Below are 17,153 nucleotides of genomic sequence, written 5' to 3'. Positions count from 1 at the left end.
GAGAGGAACCTGATGCCCGGAGTGCAGGATCGCGTCATCGTCGTCACCGGAGCCGGTGGGGGATTGGGCCGTGAATACGCCCTGACCCTTGCCCGGGAGGGCGCCAGCGTCATCGTGAACGACCTCGGCGGTGCGCGCGACGGTACGGGCGCCGGCCACAACATGGCCGACGAGGTGGTCAAGGAGATCCGGGACGCGGGTGGGCGCGCGGCCGCCAACTATGACAGCGTCGCGGACCCCGACGGCGCGGCCAACATCATCAAGACGGCGCTCGACGAGTTCGGCGCCATCCACGGTGTGGTGAGCAACGCCGGCATCCTGCGCGACGGCACGTTCCACAAGATGACCTACGACAACTGGGACGCCGTGCTCAAGGTCCACCTCTACGGCGGGTACAACGTGCTGCGCGCCGCGTGGCCGCATTTCCGGGAGCAGAGCTACGGCCGGGTCGTCGTCGCCACCTCCACCAGCGGCCTGTTCGGCAACTTCGGTCAGACCAACTACGGCGCGGCCAAGCTCGGCCTGGTCGGCATGATCAACACGCTGGCCCAGGAGGGCGCGAAGTACAACATTCACGCCAACGCCGTCGCGCCGATCGCGGCCACCCGAATGACCGAGGACATCCTGCCCAAGGAGGTGCTCGAGAAGCTGACGCCCGAGTACGTCGCGCCGGTGGTGGCCTACCTGTGCACCGAGGAAAACCCCAACTCCGCTTCGGTTTTCGTCGTCGGCGGAGGCAAGGTGCAGCGGGTGGCTCTGTTCCAGAACGAGGGCGCCAACTTCGACAAGCCGCCGTCAGTCGAGGACGTCGCCGCGCACTGGTCGGAGATCGACGACCTGTCGGCGGCCAAGCAGGCGAACTTCAAGCTGGGTTAGACCAGCAGTTGGTCACGCAGGCGGTCGATGTCCGCCTGCGTGACGCCTGCATCGAGCAGGTAGGCGTTCAGCGAGCCGAACCGTGCGTCTATCGTCTCGCGCGCGGCAGCCAGGTATTCCGGACGCACGCCAAGCACACCGTCAGCCAGCCGCGCCTTGGTGAACGTGACCACCTCCGGCGTCAATTCGACGTCGGAGCGATGCTGAATCATCTCGTAGATGTGTTCGCGCAGTTGGGGCACCGCGGCGTTGCTGCGCAGGTAATCGGCGACGATGGTGTCGTGGTCGATGCCGATCGTCTCCAACACGGTGGCGATCACAAAACCGGTGCGATCCTTACCCGCGAAGCAGTGGGTGAGCACTGGACGCCCCGCCGCCAGCAACGAAAAGACATGCCGCACAGCGCGTTGCGCCCCGTTGCGGGTGGGAAATTGGCGGTACTCGTCGGTCATGTGGCGGACGGCGGCCTCGTTGACCTCTTCGTCCGACTGGTCGGGATCGCCCTGGAACAGCCGTCGAAACGCCGTTTCGTGCGGCGCGTCATCGTCGTCTGGCTCCTCGTCGCCGAGATCGGGGAAGGGCAGCAGATGGATTTCGACGCCGTCGGGAACCAGTCCCGGGCCGCGCCGGGCGACCTCGCGCGCGGCACGCAGATCGGCGACGTCGGTAATCCCTAACTGGCGCAGCGTGTCCCGTCCCTCGTCATCGAGGCGGCTGAGCTCACCGGAACGGAACAGCCGTCCGGGTTTCAACCCGCCGGCGCTGTCGGCGACGTCGCGAAAGTTCCACGCGCCGGACAGCTCTCGCAGCGTGTCAGTCATGCGAGGTGACCGCCGCGGCGAGCGGAGATTTCTCCCGGCCGAGTTCGGCGCGTGCGATGGTCCGCATGTGCACCTCGTCGGGGCCGTCGAAGAGGCGCATGGCCCGGTGCCAGCCGTACGACCGGGCCAGCACCGTGTCCTCGCTGACCCCGGCGGCGCCGTGCACCTGGATCGCGCGGTCGATCACGTCGCAGGCCACCTGCGGCGCCACCGCCTTGATCTGCGAGACGAGCGTGTGGGCGGCCTTGTTGCCGTGCTGGTCGATGGTCCACGCCGCCTTATGGCACAGCAGGCGGGCCTGGTCGATCTCGTTGCGCGACTTAGCGATTGCCTCCCGAACCACGCCCTGCTCGGCCAGCGGGCGGCCGAATGCCACCCGCTTGCTGGCGCGGTCCACCATCAGGGCCAGCGCGCGTTCGGCGCCACCGAGTGCGCGCATGCAGTGGTGGATGCGGCCCGGTCCCAGCCGGGCCTGGGCGATCGCGAAGCCGCCGCCCTCCTCGCCGAGCAGGTTGGTGACCGGCACCCGGACATTGTCGTAGATGATCTCGCAGTGCCCGGGCTGGTCCTGGTAACCGAAGACGGTGGTCGAGCGGACCACGGTCACGCCGGGGGTGTCGATGGGCACCAGCACCATCGACTGTTGCTGATGGCTGGCCGCCTCGGGGTTGGTGCGCCCCATCACGATCAGGATCTTGCAGCGCGGGTCCGACGCGCCGGACGTCCACCACTTGCGCCCGTTGATCACGTAGTCGCCGCCGTCGCGGAGGATGGAAGTCTCGATGTTGCGGGCGTCGCTGCTGGCGACCGCGGGCTCGGTCATCGAGAAGGCGCTGCGGATTTCGCCGGCCAGCAACGGCTCAAGCCACTGCTTGCGCTGTTCCTCGGTGGCGAACAGGTGCAGGGTCTCCATGTTGCCGGTGTCCGGTGCCGCGCAGTTGAGCGCCTCCGGCGCGATCTCCAGGCTCCAGCCGGTGAGCTCGGCCAGCGGCGCGTATTCGAGGTTGGTCAGGCCCGACTCGGCGGGCAGGAACAGGTTCCACAGCCCGGCCGCTTTGGCCTTGGTCTTGAGTTCCTCGATGATCGGCGGGACGGTGTGATCGTTCGGGCCGGCCTCGTGCCGGTACTTCTCGTAGTCGGCCTCGGCCGGGAAGACGTACTCGGTCATGAAGTCGGACAGGCGCTTGTGGTAGTCGTTGGCTTTGTCCGACATCGCGAAGTCCATGCCGCCACGATAGGACACGTGTGGGGTGGCCCCATATGGCGAGTGCTTTGGTTCACCCGCGCGACACTGAAACCTCGCACACGGCACGCCGCGACGGGTGTGCGTGGTTGCGGTCTCGCGGTAGGGCGAGTGGTCGCGGGTCCGCGAGACATAACCCATTGCGTTCGGCTGCGGCGTGTCGTCGCAGACGTTTATGTGTCGCGATTGCCGTCGAGCACCATGGACGCCATGACCGAGTCCCGTCCGCCGTTGCCCCCGTTCACCTACGAGACGGCGCTGCAGAAGGTGCAGGCCGCCGAGGACGCGTGGAACACCCGCGACCCGCACCAGGTCAGCCTGGCCTACACGCCCGACTCGCAGTGGCGAAACCGCGACGAACACGTCGTCGGCCGCGACGCGATCGTGGCGTTCCTGACCCGTAAGTGGCAGCGCGAGCTCGACTACGCGTTGCGGAAAAGCTTGTGGGACTTTCACGACAACCGCATCGCCGTTCGGTTCCAATACGAATGCCGCGACGCGGGCGGCCAGTGGTACCGCAGCTACGGCAACGAGCTGTGGGAGTTCTCCCCGTCGGGGTTGATGGCGCGTCGCGAGGCCAGCATCAACGACGTGCGCATCGACGAGTCCGAGCGCCGCTACTTCGGCCCGCGGCCCGCCGACCAGCACGGCCGGGACATCCCGCTCTGGTAACCCGCCGCGGCCACAACGCCTTGGTGTGACTCCACAACACGGCGGCCGGTACTGCGTGCGCCTCGGGTGACGAACCATCGACGGGAGTCGATCGGCCGCTCGGGGGCATCCCGCCCCGGTCGATCGCACGTCCGGGCCGAAAACCGGCAGGCGTTAAGGTAGCGAAGCGTGCGGCCAGCCAGCGGCACATCCAAACGGCAGGAAACGGGAAAGCAGATGTACGCGCCATGACAGATGCGCAGACGACGGTAGGGGTGGTCGCCGAGTCCGGGGCCGACGAACGACGGGTCGCGCTGGTCCCCAAGGCGGTGGCGTCGCTGATCAGCAGCGGTGTGGCGGTGGTGGTCGAGTCGGGGGCGGGCGAAAAGGCGTTGCTGCCCGACCAGCTCTACACCGAGGCCGGCGCGAGCATCGGGGACGCCTGGACCGCCGACATCGTCGTGAAGGTGGCGCCGCCGACCAAAGAAGAGGTCGGCAGGCTGCGCCGCGGGCAGACGCTCATCGGGTTCCTGGCACCGCGCAACGCCGACAACTCGATCGGCGCGCTGACCGAGGCCGGGGTGCAGGCGTTCGCGCTCGAGGCCATTCCGCGCATCTCGCGGGCCCAGGTGATGGACGCGCTCTCGTCGCAGGCCAACGTGGCCGGCTATAAGGCCGTCCTGCTGGCCGCGTCGGAGTCGACGCGGTTCTTCCCCATGCTGACCACGGCGGCCGGCACCGTGAAGCCGGCCAGCGTGCTGGTGCTCGGCGTCGGGGTGGCCGGCCTGCAAGCGCTTGCGACGGCCAAGCGGCTGGGCGCGCGCACCTCCGGTTACGACGTGCGCCCGGAGGTGGCCGACCAGGTCCGCTCGGTGGGGGCGCAGTGGCTGGACCTCGGCATCGACGCGGCCGGTGAGGGCGGATACGCCCGCGAGCTCACCGAGTCCGAACGCGCCGAGCAGCAGGAGTCGCTGGAGAAGGCGATCGCCGGGTTCGACGTCGTGATCACCACCGCGCTCGTCCCGGGGCGTCCCGCGCCGCGCCTGGTGACCGCCGCGGCCGTGGAGTCGATGAAGCCCGGCAGCGTCGTCGTCGACCTGGCCGGGGAGACCGGAGGCAACTGCGAACTCACCGAGCCCGGGAAGACGGTCGTCAAGCACGACGTGACCATCGCCTCGCCGCTGAACCTGCCGGCGACGATGCCCGAGCACGCCAGCGAGCTGTACAGCAAGAACATCACGGCGCTACTGGACCTGTTGATCACCGATGGCAAGCTGGCCCCCGACTTCGACGACGAGGTCGTTGCGGCCTCCTGTGTCACGCGGGCCTGAGAGGACTACATGTACGACGAGTTATTGGCCAATCTGGCGATCCTGGTGCTGTCCGGGTTCGTCGGGTTCGCCGTCATCTCCAAGGTGCCCAACACCCTGCACACGCCGTTGATGTCGGGGACCAACGCGATTCACGGCATCGTGGTGCTGGGGGCGCTGGTGGTCTTCGGCGAGGTGGAGCACCCCTCGCTGGCGGTGCAGATCATCCTGTTCGTCGCGGTGGTGTTCGGGACGCTCAACGTCATCGGCGGCTTCATCGTCACCGACCGGATGCTCGGGATGTTCAAGGGCAAGAAGAAGGCCGTGCCCGTGAAGACCGAAGACCTGGCGGCGAAATGAACTACCTGGTCACCGTCCTCTACATCATCTCGTTCGCCCTCTTCATCTATGGCTTGATGGGCCTGACCGGGCCCAAGACCGCGGTGCGGGGCAACCTGATCGCCGCGGTCGGCATGGCCATCGCCGTGGGCGCGACGCTGATCAAGATCCGCCATACCGAGTCCTGGGTGCTGATCATCGCCGGCCTGGTCGTGGGCGTGGTGCTCGGCGTTCCGCCCGCCCGGCTGACCAAGATGACCGCCATGCCGCAGCTGGTGGCCTTCTTCAACGGCGTGGGCGGCGGCACCGTCGCGCTGATCGCGCTGTCGGAATTCATTGAGACCAGCGGCTTCTCGGCCTTCCAGCACGGGGAGTCGCCGACCGTGCACATCGTCGTGGCGTCGCTCTTCGCCGCGATCATCGGGTCGATCTCGTTCTGGGGATCGATCATCGCGTTCGGCAAGCTGCAGGAGATCATCTCCGGATCGCCGATCGGGTTCGGTAGGGCGCAACAGCCAATCAACCTGCTGCTGCTGGCCGCCGCGGTGGCCGCCGCGGTGGTGATCGGCCTGCACGCCCACCCCGGCACCGGTGGGGTGCCGCTGTGGTGGATGATCGGCCTGCTGGCCGCCGCCGGTGTGCTCGGCCTGATGGTGGTGCTGCCGATCGGCGGCGCCGACATGCCGGTGGTGATCTCCCTGCTCAACGCGATGACCGGGCTGTCGGCCGCGGCGGCCGGCCTGGCGCTGAACAACACCGCGATGATCGTGGCGGGCATGATCGTCGGCGCCTCCGGTTCGATCCTGACCAACCTGATGGCCAAGGCGATGAACCGCTCGATCCCGGCGATCGTCGCGGGCGGATTCGGCGGCGGCGGCGTCGCGCCCAGTGGCGACGGCGGAGGCGACAAGCACGTCAAGGCGACGTCGGCGGCCGACGCGGCGATCCAGATGGCCTACGCCAACCAGGTGATCGTGGTTCCCGGCTACGGTCTGGCGGTCGCGCAGGCCCAACACGCGGTCAAGGACATGGCTTCGCTGCTGGAGGACAAGGGCGTCCCGGTCAAGTACGCGATCCACCCGGTCGCCGGCCGCATGCCCGGCCACATGAACGTGCTGCTGGCCGAGGCCGAGGTCGACTACGACGCCATGAAGGACATGGACGACATCAACGACGAGTTCGCCCGCACCGACGTGGCGATCGTCATCGGCGCCAACGATGTCACCAACCCGGCGGCGCGCAACGAGCAATCCAGTCCGATCTATGGCATGCCCATTCTCAACGTCGACAAGGCCAAGTCGGTGATCGTGCTCAAGCGGTCGATGAACTCCGGGTTCGCGGGCATCGACAACCCGCTGTTCTACGCCGAGGGGACGACGATGCTGTTCGGGGACGCGAAGAAGTCGGTGACCGAGGTCGCCGAGGAACTGAAGGCGCTTTAAGGGCCAGACGGCCGTGGCGATCGCGAGCGCGGCGGAGCCGGGCGCTGCGGGTCGCCACCAGGGTCGCTAGACGGGCGGGTAGGCGGGCGGCGGGTAGCCATTGCCGTCGACCACCCCGCGCAGCCCCCACGGGACGTAGCGGAAGAAGAACTCGATCTCGTCGCTAGCGTCGTAGTCCGGACTCGGATCCATGAGGCCACCCCTCCAGTCGCGACTTGAGCTTTGTGACAGCGAGTCTAGTCCCATCCGTGTCGGGGCGACACCTGGCGTTTGCCTAAACTGTCCAACCAGTTGATTGATAATTGGCCTTGCCCGGCACCCTAGGTCCCGCCCGGCAGTGACGATAGCGAGGGCAGATGCCATCCGAGAACGGACTAACGCGACGTGAGGAGCTGCTGGCTGTCGCCACCAAGCTGTTCGCCGCGCGCGGCTACCACGGCACCCGGATGGACGACGTCGCGGACGTGATCGGCCTGAACAAGGCGACGGTCTACCACTACTACGCCAGCAAGTCCCTGATCCTCTACGACATCTACCAGCAGGCCGCCGAGCGGACGCTGGCCGCCGTTCACGACGATCCGTCGATGACCGCCCGCGAGGCGCTGTATCAGTACACCGTGCGGCTGCTGGACCAGATCGCCGCCAACCCCGAGGGCGCGGCCGTCTACTTCCAGGAGCAGCCCTACATCACCGAGTGGTTCTCCGAGGAGCAGGTCGCCGCGGTCCGCGAGAAGGAGACCCAGGTTTACGAACACGTCCACGGCCTCATCGATCGGGGGATCGCCAGCGGCGAGTTCTACCAGTGCGATTCGCACGTCCTGGCGCTCGGCTACATCGGCATGACACTCGGTGCCTACCGGTGGTTGCGCCCCAGTGGACGTCGCAGCGCCAAGGAGATCGCCGCGGAATTCAGCACCGCGCTGCTGCGCGGCCTGATCCGTGACGAAGCGATCCGCACGAGCTCCCCGCTCGGTCCCTAAGGACTCACACCCTTGAGGTGTCTGTCGAGGAAGGCGAGCTGGTCGGCGACGACACGCTCGAACGCCTCGTCGACGTAGATCGCGAAATGGCCCTCGGGGTACAGCTTGACCTCGCCGCGCGGGGCCTTGGCCGCGTAGCGCAACGTCGGCGCCGCCGGTGCGACCGAGTCGGCTTCGCACACGCAGAACAGGATCGGGCAGGGAATCTTCGCGGTGTCGCGGCCGGGACGGTAGGCCATGATCGTCAACGCGATGCGGGCCGCCACCTCGTTGGTCAGTTCCTCACCCGCGGGGACGAGCCTGAGGTAGCCGGGGTAGGCGTCGGGCGTGGTCATCAGCGCGACGTCGCCCGGTCTCCCGACCGTCGGCACCATCACCGGGGGCTTGCGCATCCGGGCGGCCAGCAGGTCACGCGCCGCCAGCAGACCGACTTGAGCGAAGACCAGCGGGTTGCTGATGGTGCGCGCCGACGCAATGCCGTCGGTGAAGGGGCATTGGGCGATCGCGGCCGCGATGCCCGGCAGCCGGGCCGCCGTGGCGATCACGTGGCCGCCGGCAAACGAGGTGCCCCACAACGCGATTCGGTCGGGGTCGATCCCGGGCAGGGTGCGCGCGTAGGCGACCGCCGCCGCCCAGTCGGCGAGCTGCAGTCCGACATCGAGCACCTGGCGGGGCCGGCCCTCGCTGTCGCCGAAGTTGCGGTAGTCGAACACCAGGCAGGCGTACCCGGCCGCGCTGAACCGTTCGGCGTACGCGTCCAGCCGCATGGTTCGCACCCCGCCCAGGCCGTGCGCCATCACCAGCAGGGGCGCGCGTTCTCCGCCCTCCGGCCGGTAGAGCCAGGCGCTGATCAGATCGCCACCGGAGGGGAATCGGACGTCTTCGCGTTGTGTCATCAGCCAGCCATTCTGCCCCGGGTGATCGCGACCCGTCCGCCGGTATGCGGCAAAGATTTTATGGACTACTGTCTAGAAACGTTTGGAGCGCTCAACGGACGGAGACTCTCATGGCGATCCGCGTCGCGCATGTCGGTACCGGAAACGTCGGAGGGTTGGCCCTGGCCGAGCTGATCACCAATCCGCAGTTCGAGCTGACGGGCGTGTGCGTGTCCACCCCGGAGAAGGTCGGCAAGGACGCCGGTGAACTCTGCGGCGTCGCCCTGGAACCCGGTGTGGTCACCGGGGTGACGGCCGTCTCGGACCTCGACGCGCTGCTGGCCACCCGGCCCGAGTGCGTCGTCTACTGCGCGATGGGCGACACCCGGCTGCCCGAGGCGATGGCCGACGTCATGCGCATCCTGGCCGCCGGTGTCAACGTCGTCGGCTCTTCGCCCGGGCTGCTGCAATACCCGTGGGGCGTGATGCCCGACAAGTACATCGGCCGCGTCGAAGACGCTGCCAAGCAAGGCAATTCGAGCATCTTCATCAGCGGTGTCGACCCGGGATTCGCCAACGACCTGATCCCGTTCGCCCTCGCCGGGACCTGCCAGCGCGTCGAGCAGGTGCGCTGCATGGAGATTCACGACTACGCGAGTTACGACGGCGCAGAGGTGATGCACTACATGGGGTTTGGCCGTCCGATGGACGAGATCCCGATGCTGCTGCAACCGGGCATCCTCAGCATCGCCTGGGGCACTGCGATCCGTCAGCTGGCCGCCGGCCTGGGCATCGAGGTCGACGAGATCACCGAGTCCTACCAGCGGGAGCCGGCGCCGGAGGACTTCGATATCGCGGTGGGCCGGGTCGCCAAGGGCACCGTGGCGGTGCTGCAGTTCGAGATCCGCGGCATGGTCAAGGGCCACCCCGCGATCGTCATCGAGCACGTCACCCGGCTGCGGCCCGACTTGCGGCCGGACCTGCCTCAGCCCGCCGCGGGCGACGGCTCCTACCGCGTCGAGATCACCGGGGAGCCGTCGTACGCCGTCGACATCATCCCGAGCAGCCGCAAGGGCGATCACAACCACGCGGCGATCGCCGGCGCCGCGGGCCGCATCGTCAATGCGATCCCCGCGGTCATCGCGGCACCGCCCGGCATTCGGACCACGCTCGACCTGCCGTTGGTCACCGGCAAAGGCCTTTACGCACCAACCACTTTGGTGAGCACTTAAATCGAAAGGAGTCCCTGTGGGACGGGTAGATGGCAAGGTTGCGCTGATCAGCGGGGGCGCCCGGGGGATGGGCGCCGAGCATGCGCGGCTGCTGGCGTCCGAGGGCGCCAAGGTGGTGATCGGCGACATCCTCGACGACGAGGGCAAGGCCGTCGCCGACGAAATCGGTGACGCCGTTCGCTATGTCCACCTCGACGTGACCCAGCCCGACCAGTGGGAGGCCGCCGTCGAGACCGCGGTCAGCGAATTCGGCAAGCTCAACGTGTTGGTCAACAACGCCGGGACCGTCGCGCTCGGACCGCTGAAGAGTTTCGATCTGGCCAAGTGGCAGAAGGTGATTGACGTCAACCTGACCGGAACCTTCCTGGGCATGCGGGCGGCCGTCGAGCCGATGATCGCCGCGGGCGGCGGGTCGATCATCAACGTGTCCTCCATCGAGGGGCTGCGCGGCGCGCCAATGGTGCACCCGTACGTCGCCTCCAAGTGGGGGGTGCGCGGCCTGGCGAAGTCCGCGGCTTTGGAGCTGGCGCCGCACAACATCCGCGTCAACTCGGTGCACCCCGGCTTCATCCGCACCCCGATGACACAGCACCTGCCCGACGACATGGTGACGATCCCGCTCGGCCGCCCGGCCGAGTCGCGGGAGGTGTCGACGTTCATCCTGTTCCTGGCCAGCGACGAGTCGTCCTACTCGACTGGCAGCGAGTTCGTCATGGACGGCGGGCTGGTGACCGACGTGCCGCACAAGGCGTTCTAGACCGTCGAAGATAGGCGACCGGTCGGCTACCATCGAGGAATGCCGCGTCCGCCGAATCCCGAGGTGCGCCGTCGCCTCCTTGCCGCGGGGCTCGAACTGGTGCACGCTCGGGGATTTTCCGCGAGTGGTGTCAAGGACATCACCGACGCGGCGGGCGTCCCGAAGGGGTCGTTCTACGCGTATTTCCCAAGCAAGGAAGCGTTCGCGGCGGCGATCCTCGAGCATTACTGGGCCGACATCGAGGCGCGCCTGCTGCCGATCCTCGACGAAGCCGGTCCGGCACAGGACCGGATCACCCGCTTCTTCCATGCCCTTGCCGACGAGCACGAGGCCGGCGATTTCCTGCTTGGCTGCCTGATCGGCAACCTGTCGCTCGAGCTGGGCGGTTCGAGCGAGCCGGTGCGCGCCGAACTCGTGCGCATTCTCGATCGCTGGGGCGCCGCCCTCACCGAGTGTGTGCGGTCCGGGCAGCGGCGCTCCGGTGGCGTCCGTCGCGACCTCGCCGCTCCCGAACTCGCCTCCCAACTGATCGAGGCGTGGGAAGGTGCGGCCCTGCGGGGGAAGGTGACCCGCAGTAGGGCCCCGTACGACCGATTCGAGGCGACGACGGTCCAGGCGCTTCTGCACTGATGTGGTCGGCGGCGGAATCGTTCACGGGCGCCGCTTGTTAAATAGACGACTGGTCATTTATTATCGAGGGACCACCCCTTCCGACCCCGAGGACGCGCCATGCCGGAGCCAACCAGAGACGCCGACCCCCAGACGCCTGGGCTGCCCGCTTCCGGCTTCGAGCTCGACCTCGACCGCGCCGCGCTGGTTCTCATCGATCCGCAGATCGATTTCCTGAGCCCGGCGGGCGCCGCATGGCAGGTGTTCGGCGACGGCGTCCGGGACAACGACGTCGTCGCCCATATCGGCGAGTTGCTCGACGCCGCGAAACGGGCGGGCATCACCGTCGCGGTGTCGCCGCACTACTTCTTTCCCACCGACAAGCAGTGGCGGTTCGGTGATCCGCTGGAGAAGTTCATGGACTCCGCCGGCATGTTCGCGCGCCAAAGCGCCTACGCGGCAGACGGATTCGTGGGCTCCGGCGCCGATTTCCTGCCGGCCTACCGCAACCACATTCACGACGGCCGGACCGTCATCGCCTCACCCCACAAGATCGTAGGCCCGGAATCGAATGACCTGGTGCTTCAGCTGCGCAAGCGCGGGGTCAGCCAGGTCGTCCTGGCGGGGATGGCCGCCAACCTGTGCGTCGAAGGCCATCTCCGCGAACTCATCGAGCAGGGCTTCGAGGTGGCCGTCGTCAAGGATGCCACGGCCGGCCCGCGCCTGCCCGAATGTGACGGCTACCTCGCCGCTTTGGTGAATTTCCGATTCCTCGCCAGCGCCGTTTGGACCACGTCCGAAGCCGTCGCCCTGCTGACCAACCCGGTAGATCCGTCGAAAACAAAGGAGTCCGAACGCCATGGCACCGAATGAAAGTCTCAGTCAACGCAGGTTCGTGCTGAACGACGGGAGCGGCGCGATCCCGGCGCTCGGGTTCGGCACCTCGCTGTCCGACAACACCAAGACGCGTGATGCCGTAAAGACCGCGGTCCAAGCGGGGTTCCGTCACCTCGACGCCGCCGAGCGGTATCGGAACGAAGCCGAGGTCGGTGCGGCCCTCAAAGATCTGTTCGCGCAACGAGCGGTCCGCCGCGAGGAATTGTTCGTGACCACCAAGTTGTGGAACAACAACCATCGACCGGAGCGGGTGCGGCCCGCCCTGCGAGCCAGCCTGGACAGGCTCGGGCTCGACGCGGTCGATCTGTATTTGGTGCACACCCCGTTCGCTTTCAAGCCGGGCGACGACCAAGACCCCCGTGACATTCACGGGGCCGTCGTCTACGACGACGGGGTCACCCTGGCGGAAACCTGGGCGGCGATGGAAGACCTTGTCGACGAGGGCCTTACGCGGGCAATAGGCCTCTCGGACATCGACGCCGACGGCACCAGAAAGATCATCGAGACCGCGCGCATCAAGCCGGCGGTCGTGGAAGTCGAGTCGCACCCGTACCACCCCCAATGGGAGCTGCACCAGCTGCGCGAGACCGACGGCATCATCTTGTTGGCCTTCGCCTCACTCGGGCACGCACTCGAACCGCGGCTGCTTGAGGACCCTCTCGTCGTATCGATCGCGCGGCGGCTCGGCAAGACGCCCGCCCAAGTGCTGCTGGCCTGGGGCATCCAGCGCGGCAGCGCGGTTCTGACCGCATCGGTTTCACCGCCGCGCATCCGCGAGAACTTTGATGTCACAACGCTTCCCGACAGCGCGATCCAAGAGATCAACGAACGTCTGGAAACTCGGATCCGGTTCAATTCCGTCGTCGACGCGGGTGAACCGGGATTCGCCGAGGTACCTCGGGGCTAGGGTCGTGTCGTGAGGGCGATGGCCGGCGTCGGCGTGCCGACCCACCTTGCCAGCGTGATACCCGGTCCCGACGGCGTCACCCGCTGCCGGTGGGCCACCCAAACGGGCCGCGATCTGACCGCGTATCACGATCACGAGTGGGGAACACCGACACACGACGAGGCCTTGCTCTTCGAGGCGCTGGTGCTGACTTACTTCGAGAACGGCCTGTCGTGGGCGACCGTGTTCGACAAGCGGGACAACCTGCGCAAGGCGTTCCACGGCTTCAACCCGGCGGCGGTCGCAGCAATGACGCCCGGCGACGTGCAAAGGTTGATGACCGATGCGTCGATCATTCGCCATCGCCGCAAGATCGAAGCCACGCTACACAACGCCCGCCTGTTATCGACGCACTCGTTGTCGCGTCTGGCCTGGCAGCATCGACCCCACAGCCACCATCGGCTCCGAACCTTCAGCGATGGCCGGCTGGTGAGTCCGGAATCGCGCCAGCTGTCAACAGCGTTGCGAGAAGCGGGTTTTCGGATGGTCGGACCCGTGGTCGCCCACTCGTTCATGCATACCGTCGGGATTGAAAACGGTCATTTCGAGGGCTGTTTCCGTGCCCCGGCGTGAGGTGCTATAACCGCGAGCATGCTGCGCAGCCTGGCCGAGGTAGTGGGATCGAACCACGTCGTCACCGATCCCGATGTGCTCGCGGGCCGCAGCGTCGACCACACCGGCCGCTATCGGGGCCGGGCCAGTGCGCTGGTGCGCCCCGGCTCGGCCGAACAGGCCGCCGAGGTGCTGCGGGTCTGCCGGGATGCCGGGTCCCACGTGACCGTGCAGGGCGGGCGCACGTCGCTGGTGGCGGGCACCGTCCCCGAGCACGACGATGTCCTGCTGTCCACCGAGCGGCTGCACGCCCTCGACCCTGTCGACACCGTCGAGCGCCGCATTCAGGTGGGCGCGGGCGCGACTCTGGCCGCGGTGCAACGGGCCGCGGGGGTCGCCGGCCTGCTGTTCGGCGTGGACCTGGCCGCGCGGGACACGGCGACGGTCGGGGGGATGGCGTCGACGAACGCCGGCGGGCTGCGCACGGTCCGCTACGGCAACATGGGCGAACAGGTCGTCGGCCTCGAGGTGGCGCTGCCCGACGGCTCGCTGCTGCGCCGCCACAGCCGGGTGCGCCGGGACAACACCGGCTACGACCTGTCGGCGCTGTTCGTCGGCGCCGAAGGCACCCTGGGGGTGATCACCGCGCTGGAGTTGCGCCTGCACCCCACCCCGGCGCGGCGGGTGACGGCGATCTGCGGGTTCGACGACCTGGCGGCGCTGATCGATGCCGGCCGGACGTTCCGGGACGTCGACGGCATCGCGGCGCTGGAACTGATCGACGGCCGGGCCGCCGCGCTGACCGGCGAGCACCTCGGGGTCGGCTCACCGGTCGACGGCGACTGGCTGCTGCTGGTGGAACTGGCCGCCGACCACGACCAGACCGACCGGCTCGCGGACCTGCTCGACGGCGCGCGAATGTCCTCCGAACCCGCGGTTGGCGTGGATGTCGCCGCGCAGCAGCGGTTGTGGCAGGTGCGTGAATCACTCGTCGAGGTGCTCGGCGTGTACGGGCCGCCGCTGAAGTTCGACGTCTCCCTACCACTGTCGTCGATCGACGAATTCGCTGCGGAGGCAGTCGATTTGATCGACGCCCACGCGCCGGAGGCGCTGCCCGTGCTGTTCGGCCACATCGGCGAGGGCAACCTGCACCTCAACGTGTTGCGCTGCCAAGTCGAGAGGGAGGAGGCGCTGTACAGGCCGATGATGGAACTGATCGCGCGATCCGGCGGCAACGTCAGCTCCGAACACGGCGTCGGCACCCGCAAGCGGGGTTACCTGGGCATGTCCCGCGAGCCCGCGGACGTCGCGGCGATGCGCACGATCAAGGCCGCGCTGGACCCGACCGGCTACCTGAACGCCGCGGTCCTGTTCGACTGATCGTTCTTGCGCCGCCTGACATAAGCTGGGATCCATGGCATCCGGGATCTTCGACACGCCCATCGTCGGAGTCGTCAACAACTTGTTCAACGGCATGATCGACGCGCCCGTCGTCGGGCGACTGGTACGACGCGGGCTGATCAAGATTCGCTACGTCGGCAGGCGTTCGGGCAAGACGATCCAGACCCCGGTCGGCTACCGCCGCTCCGGTGACGGCATCGTCATCAACGTCATGTCGCCCGATAACAAGACCTGGTGGCGGAACTTTCTCGGCGAGGGCGGTCCGATCACGCTGCTCAACTTCGACGGCGCGGACCGGACCGGACACGCGAGCGCCAGCCGAGACGAGAAGGGCCGCGTCAAGGTCGCGGTGCAGCTCGACTAATCGGACGGCGGCTTGATGCCGACCGCGTGCCGCAGCTGCGCCAGGAACTGATCGGCGTCGTCGCTGGGGACGATGTAGTGCGAGATCGCGATCCGGATGACGGTCGCCGCCTTCACCGCGGCGTTGGGTCCGGGCAGGTGGCGCTGGAGGCCCTCCCGCATCTGCGGGATGACCCCGGAGAACTGGGCGATGGTGTGCTCGGGCTCGACGTCGACCATGCGGACGCCGGAGTACGAGTGCTGGTACTCGACGATGAACCGCAGCACGGCGTCGAGCTTGTCGACCCCCTTCAGGCCCGCGGTGGCCCGCACCAGGCCGCTCTCGAAGATCTGCCGCTCGTAGCTCGAAAAGGCGGACAGCAGTTCCTCTTTGGACGCGAACCAGCGGTAGAGCGTCGGGCGGGAAACCCCCGCCTGGGCGGCGACGTCGGAAAGGCTGAGTTTGGTCTTGCCGTTGCGGCCGAGCACCTCGGCGGTGGCGTCGAGGATCCGCTGACGCGTCGAGGTGTCAGGTTCTGCGGTCTGGGCCGGCCGGCTCATATCTGCAACTCTACGAAGTGGTGGAAGGTCATTTCGCTCCCCGGCCGGACTTGGGCGGGCGCGGGCGCACCAGGACGGACTGCTGGATGGCCCCGACCGCGCCCTGCTCGTCGAACAATGTGCCGACCGTGGTGCCGACGCCGTCCGGGCCGTAACTCGTCTCGGCGCGGATGCCGATCCAGTCCCCGTCGGGAACCCGGAACACGTGCACGGCCAGATCGGTGTTGAGGAAGGTCCATCGGCTGATGTCCAGCTTGCTGCCGATGCCGTTGGCGCAGTCGGCGACGGCGAACAGGCGCTCCAGCGGTGTCATGCTCTCGCCGGTCACCAGGTCCACGGTCGGGTGAATCCACGACTCGCCCGGGCCCTCGCTGAGCGGTTCCGTCAGCCACAGCCAGTCGAGGCTGTGCACGTAGTTGCGGTCCCAGTCCCGCGCCGTCAGGTTGCGGTCGCGTGCCTCGCTGCGCGGCGCGGGCATGTCGGGCGCGGCGTGGGCCACCTCCCGGGTGTCCAGCGTCTGCAACCGCCAGCCGCTGGCGCGCGCCACCGGGCGGGGCTCCCCGTCGGGACCGGGCGCCAGCATCTCGGCCCCGACCAGTTCGATCTGCTTGCCCCCGCGCTGCACCCGCGCGTTGACCCACAGGTCACCCTCGGCGGGAACCCCGCCCAGCAGGTCGATGACGACGCGGGACAGGCGGGTGTCGTCGCGCTGTTCGCACCGCTCCAGGGCGCGGACCAGCAGCGCGGACACCGGCCCGCCGTGCTGGATCGCGGCCGACCAGGTGCCGCGCGCCAGGTCGGTGGCCCGGAACTTCTCCCCCAGCGGGTCGGCGCCGTCGACGAGCTCGTAGTAGGAGTCGGTCATCCTCAATCTCTCGTCAGGGCAGGCCGGCGCCGGGGGTGGTCACGGTGACGGCGTCCAGCCGGGACAGCCGGGTCCCGACCAGGCGCTGGGGATAGGCGTCCGTGCTGGACAACAGGAACAGCGTCCGGCGCTCGGGGCCGCCGAGAGCGCAGGCGATGGCGACGCGCTCACCCATGTCGATGCGGTCGGTGACGGCGCCGCCCTCGATGATCCGCTCGAATTGGTGGGCCAGCGTCATCGACGCCCACACCGCGCCGTCGGCGTCGAGCGCGATGCCGTCGGGCGGACCGTCGAGGCCCTCGGCGAAAACGCGGCGGTCGGCCAGCCCGCCGTCCTCATCGATCGTAAACGCGGTCAGCCGCCGGCCGATCGACTCGGCGACGATCAGGGTCCGGCGATCGGGCGTGATCACCATGCCGTTGGGAAAGTCGAGTTCTTCGGCGACGACGCGGGC

General features: G+C 68.0%; 21 protein-coding genes. 14 read left to right on the top strand and 7 right to left on the bottom strand.

What is annotated here, in order from left to right; all coding sequences use genetic code 11:
• Positions 1–12: 12 nt before the first annotated feature.
• Positions 13–876 (top strand): SDR family oxidoreductase, encoded by an 864-nt coding sequence (locus A5701_RS15665; RefSeq protein WP_067755260.1) that lies wholly within the window; start codon positions 13–15, stop codon positions 874–876.
• On the opposite strand, the gene A5701_RS15660 is transcribed toward A5701_RS15665, so the two are convergent.
• Both A5701_RS15660 and A5701_RS15655 read right to left on the bottom strand, forming a co-directional pair.
• Positions 873–1,697: a tyrosine-protein phosphatase gene (locus A5701_RS15660; protein ID WP_067755257.1), complete on the bottom strand. Its 825-nt coding sequence runs from the start codon at positions 1,695–1,697 to the stop codon at positions 873–875. The genes A5701_RS15665 and A5701_RS15660 overlap by 4 nt on opposite strands.
• Complete coding sequence (locus A5701_RS15655; protein ID WP_067755350.1) at positions 1,690–2,910, bottom strand: acyl-CoA dehydrogenase family protein; 1,221 nt, start codon at positions 2,908–2,910, stop codon at positions 1,690–1,692. The genes A5701_RS15660 and A5701_RS15655 overlap by 8 nt, the downstream gene beginning before the upstream one ends.
• A gap of 240 nt (positions 2,911–3,150) precedes the next feature.
• On the opposite strand from A5701_RS15655, the gene A5701_RS15650 reads away from it, so the two are divergent.
• From A5701_RS15650 to A5701_RS15635, 4 genes are all read left to right on the top strand, one after another.
• Positions 3,151–3,612, top strand: a complete 462-nt coding sequence (locus A5701_RS15650; RefSeq protein ID WP_067755348.1) for a nuclear transport factor 2 family protein — start codon at positions 3,151–3,153, stop codon at positions 3,610–3,612.
• Positions 3,613–3,839: 227 nt separating this feature from the next.
• Positions 3,840–4,922 (top strand): Re/Si-specific NAD(P)(+) transhydrogenase subunit alpha, encoded by a 1,083-nt coding sequence (locus A5701_RS15645; protein ID WP_067755253.1) that lies wholly within the window; start codon positions 3,840–3,842, stop codon positions 4,920–4,922.
• 9 nt (positions 4,923–4,931) lie between these two features.
• A complete protein-coding gene (locus tag A5701_RS15640) occupies positions 4,932–5,261 on the top strand; it encodes an NAD(P) transhydrogenase subunit alpha (protein WP_007167221.1) in 330 nt (109 codons plus the stop codon).
• Positions 5,258–6,682 (top strand): NAD(P)(+) transhydrogenase (Re/Si-specific) subunit beta, encoded by a 1,425-nt coding sequence (locus tag A5701_RS15635; protein WP_067755250.1) that lies wholly within the window; start codon positions 5,258–5,260, stop codon positions 6,680–6,682. Before A5701_RS15640 ends, A5701_RS15635 begins: the two co-directional genes overlap by 4 nt.
• Before the next feature lie 66 nt (positions 6,683–6,748).
• Here the strand turns inward: A5701_RS15635 and A5701_RS28230 are convergent, their stop codons facing one another.
• On the bottom strand, positions 6,749–6,874 hold the full coding sequence (locus A5701_RS28230) for a hypothetical protein (protein WP_007167223.1): 126 nt from the start codon (positions 6,872–6,874) through the stop codon (positions 6,749–6,751).
• A 164-nt stretch (positions 6,875–7,038) separates the two neighbouring features.
• Between A5701_RS28230 and A5701_RS15630 the strand changes: the two genes are divergently transcribed.
• A complete protein-coding gene (locus A5701_RS15630) occupies positions 7,039–7,662 on the top strand; it encodes a TetR/AcrR family transcriptional regulator (protein WP_067755243.1) in 624 nt (207 codons plus the stop codon).
• Here A5701_RS15630 and A5701_RS15625 read toward each other — a convergent pair.
• Complete coding sequence (locus A5701_RS15625) at positions 7,659–8,558, bottom strand: alpha/beta hydrolase (RefSeq protein ID WP_067755240.1); 900 nt, start codon at positions 8,556–8,558, stop codon at positions 7,659–7,661. The genes A5701_RS15630 and A5701_RS15625 overlap by 4 nt on opposite strands.
• 110 nt (positions 8,559–8,668) lie before the next feature.
• Between A5701_RS15625 and A5701_RS15620 the strand changes: the two genes are divergently transcribed.
• The 8 genes from A5701_RS15620 (at position 8,669) to A5701_RS15585 (ending at position 15,295) form a co-directional block, all read left to right on the top strand.
• Complete coding sequence (locus A5701_RS15620) at positions 8,669–9,769, top strand: diacylglycerol kinase (RefSeq protein WP_067755237.1); 1,101 nt, start codon at positions 8,669–8,671, stop codon at positions 9,767–9,769.
• A gap of 16 nt (positions 9,770–9,785) precedes the next feature.
• On the top strand, positions 9,786–10,526 hold the full coding sequence (locus A5701_RS15615) for a glucose 1-dehydrogenase (protein WP_067755234.1): 741 nt from the start codon (positions 9,786–9,788) through the stop codon (positions 10,524–10,526).
• Between the two features lie 39 nt (positions 10,527–10,565).
• The gene (locus A5701_RS15610) at positions 10,566–11,156 is read left to right on the top strand and encodes a TetR/AcrR family transcriptional regulator (protein ID WP_067755231.1); all 591 of its coding nucleotides are present in this window, start codon (positions 10,566–10,568) and stop codon (positions 11,154–11,156) included.
• A gap of 99 nt (positions 11,157–11,255) precedes the next feature.
• On the top strand, positions 11,256–12,008 hold the full coding sequence (locus A5701_RS15605) for a cysteine hydrolase (RefSeq protein ID WP_067755228.1): 753 nt from the start codon (positions 11,256–11,258) through the stop codon (positions 12,006–12,008).
• A complete protein-coding gene (locus A5701_RS15600) occupies positions 11,995–12,939 on the top strand; it encodes an aldo/keto reductase (protein WP_067755225.1) in 945 nt (314 codons plus the stop codon). Before A5701_RS15605 ends, A5701_RS15600 begins: the two co-directional genes overlap by 14 nt.
• A gap of 18 nt (positions 12,940–12,957) precedes the next feature.
• Positions 12,958–13,551 (top strand): DNA-3-methyladenine glycosylase I, encoded by a 594-nt coding sequence (locus tag A5701_RS15595; RefSeq protein ID WP_067755346.1) that lies wholly within the window; start codon positions 12,958–12,960, stop codon positions 13,549–13,551.
• A gap of 18 nt (positions 13,552–13,569) precedes the next feature.
• On the top strand, positions 13,570–14,910 hold the full coding sequence (locus A5701_RS15590) for an FAD-binding oxidoreductase (RefSeq protein ID WP_067755222.1): 1,341 nt from the start codon (positions 13,570–13,572) through the stop codon (positions 14,908–14,910).
• Positions 14,911–14,944: 34 nt separating this feature from the next.
• Positions 14,945–15,295 (top strand): hypothetical protein, encoded by a 351-nt coding sequence (locus A5701_RS15585; RefSeq protein WP_067755218.1) that lies wholly within the window; start codon positions 14,945–14,947, stop codon positions 15,293–15,295.
• Here A5701_RS15585 and A5701_RS15580 read toward each other — a convergent pair.
• From A5701_RS15580 to A5701_RS15570, 3 genes are all read right to left on the bottom strand, one after another.
• On the bottom strand, positions 15,292–15,834 hold the full coding sequence (locus tag A5701_RS15580; RefSeq protein ID WP_067270068.1) for a TetR/AcrR family transcriptional regulator: 543 nt from the start codon (positions 15,832–15,834) through the stop codon (positions 15,292–15,294). The two genes, A5701_RS15585 and A5701_RS15580, sit on opposite strands and share 4 nt — an antisense overlap.
• Positions 15,835–15,862: 28 nt before the next feature.
• Positions 15,863–16,699: a thioesterase family protein gene (locus A5701_RS15575; RefSeq protein WP_067755215.1), complete on the bottom strand. Its 837-nt coding sequence runs from the start codon at positions 16,697–16,699 to the stop codon at positions 15,863–15,865.
• Positions 16,700–16,712: 13 nt separating this feature from the next.
• The coding region (locus tag A5701_RS15570; RefSeq protein WP_197504989.1) for an SMP-30/gluconolactonase/LRE family protein at positions 16,713–17,153 on the bottom strand (441 nt) is incomplete at its 5' end.

Source organism: Mycobacterium sp. E3305 (genome assembly GCF_001666785.1).
GTDB lineage: Bacteria > Actinomycetota > Actinomycetes > Mycobacteriales > Mycobacteriaceae > Mycobacterium.
The sequence above is the reverse complement of the archived record's forward strand: the minus strand, read 5'-3'. Positions and strand labels throughout refer to the sequence as shown.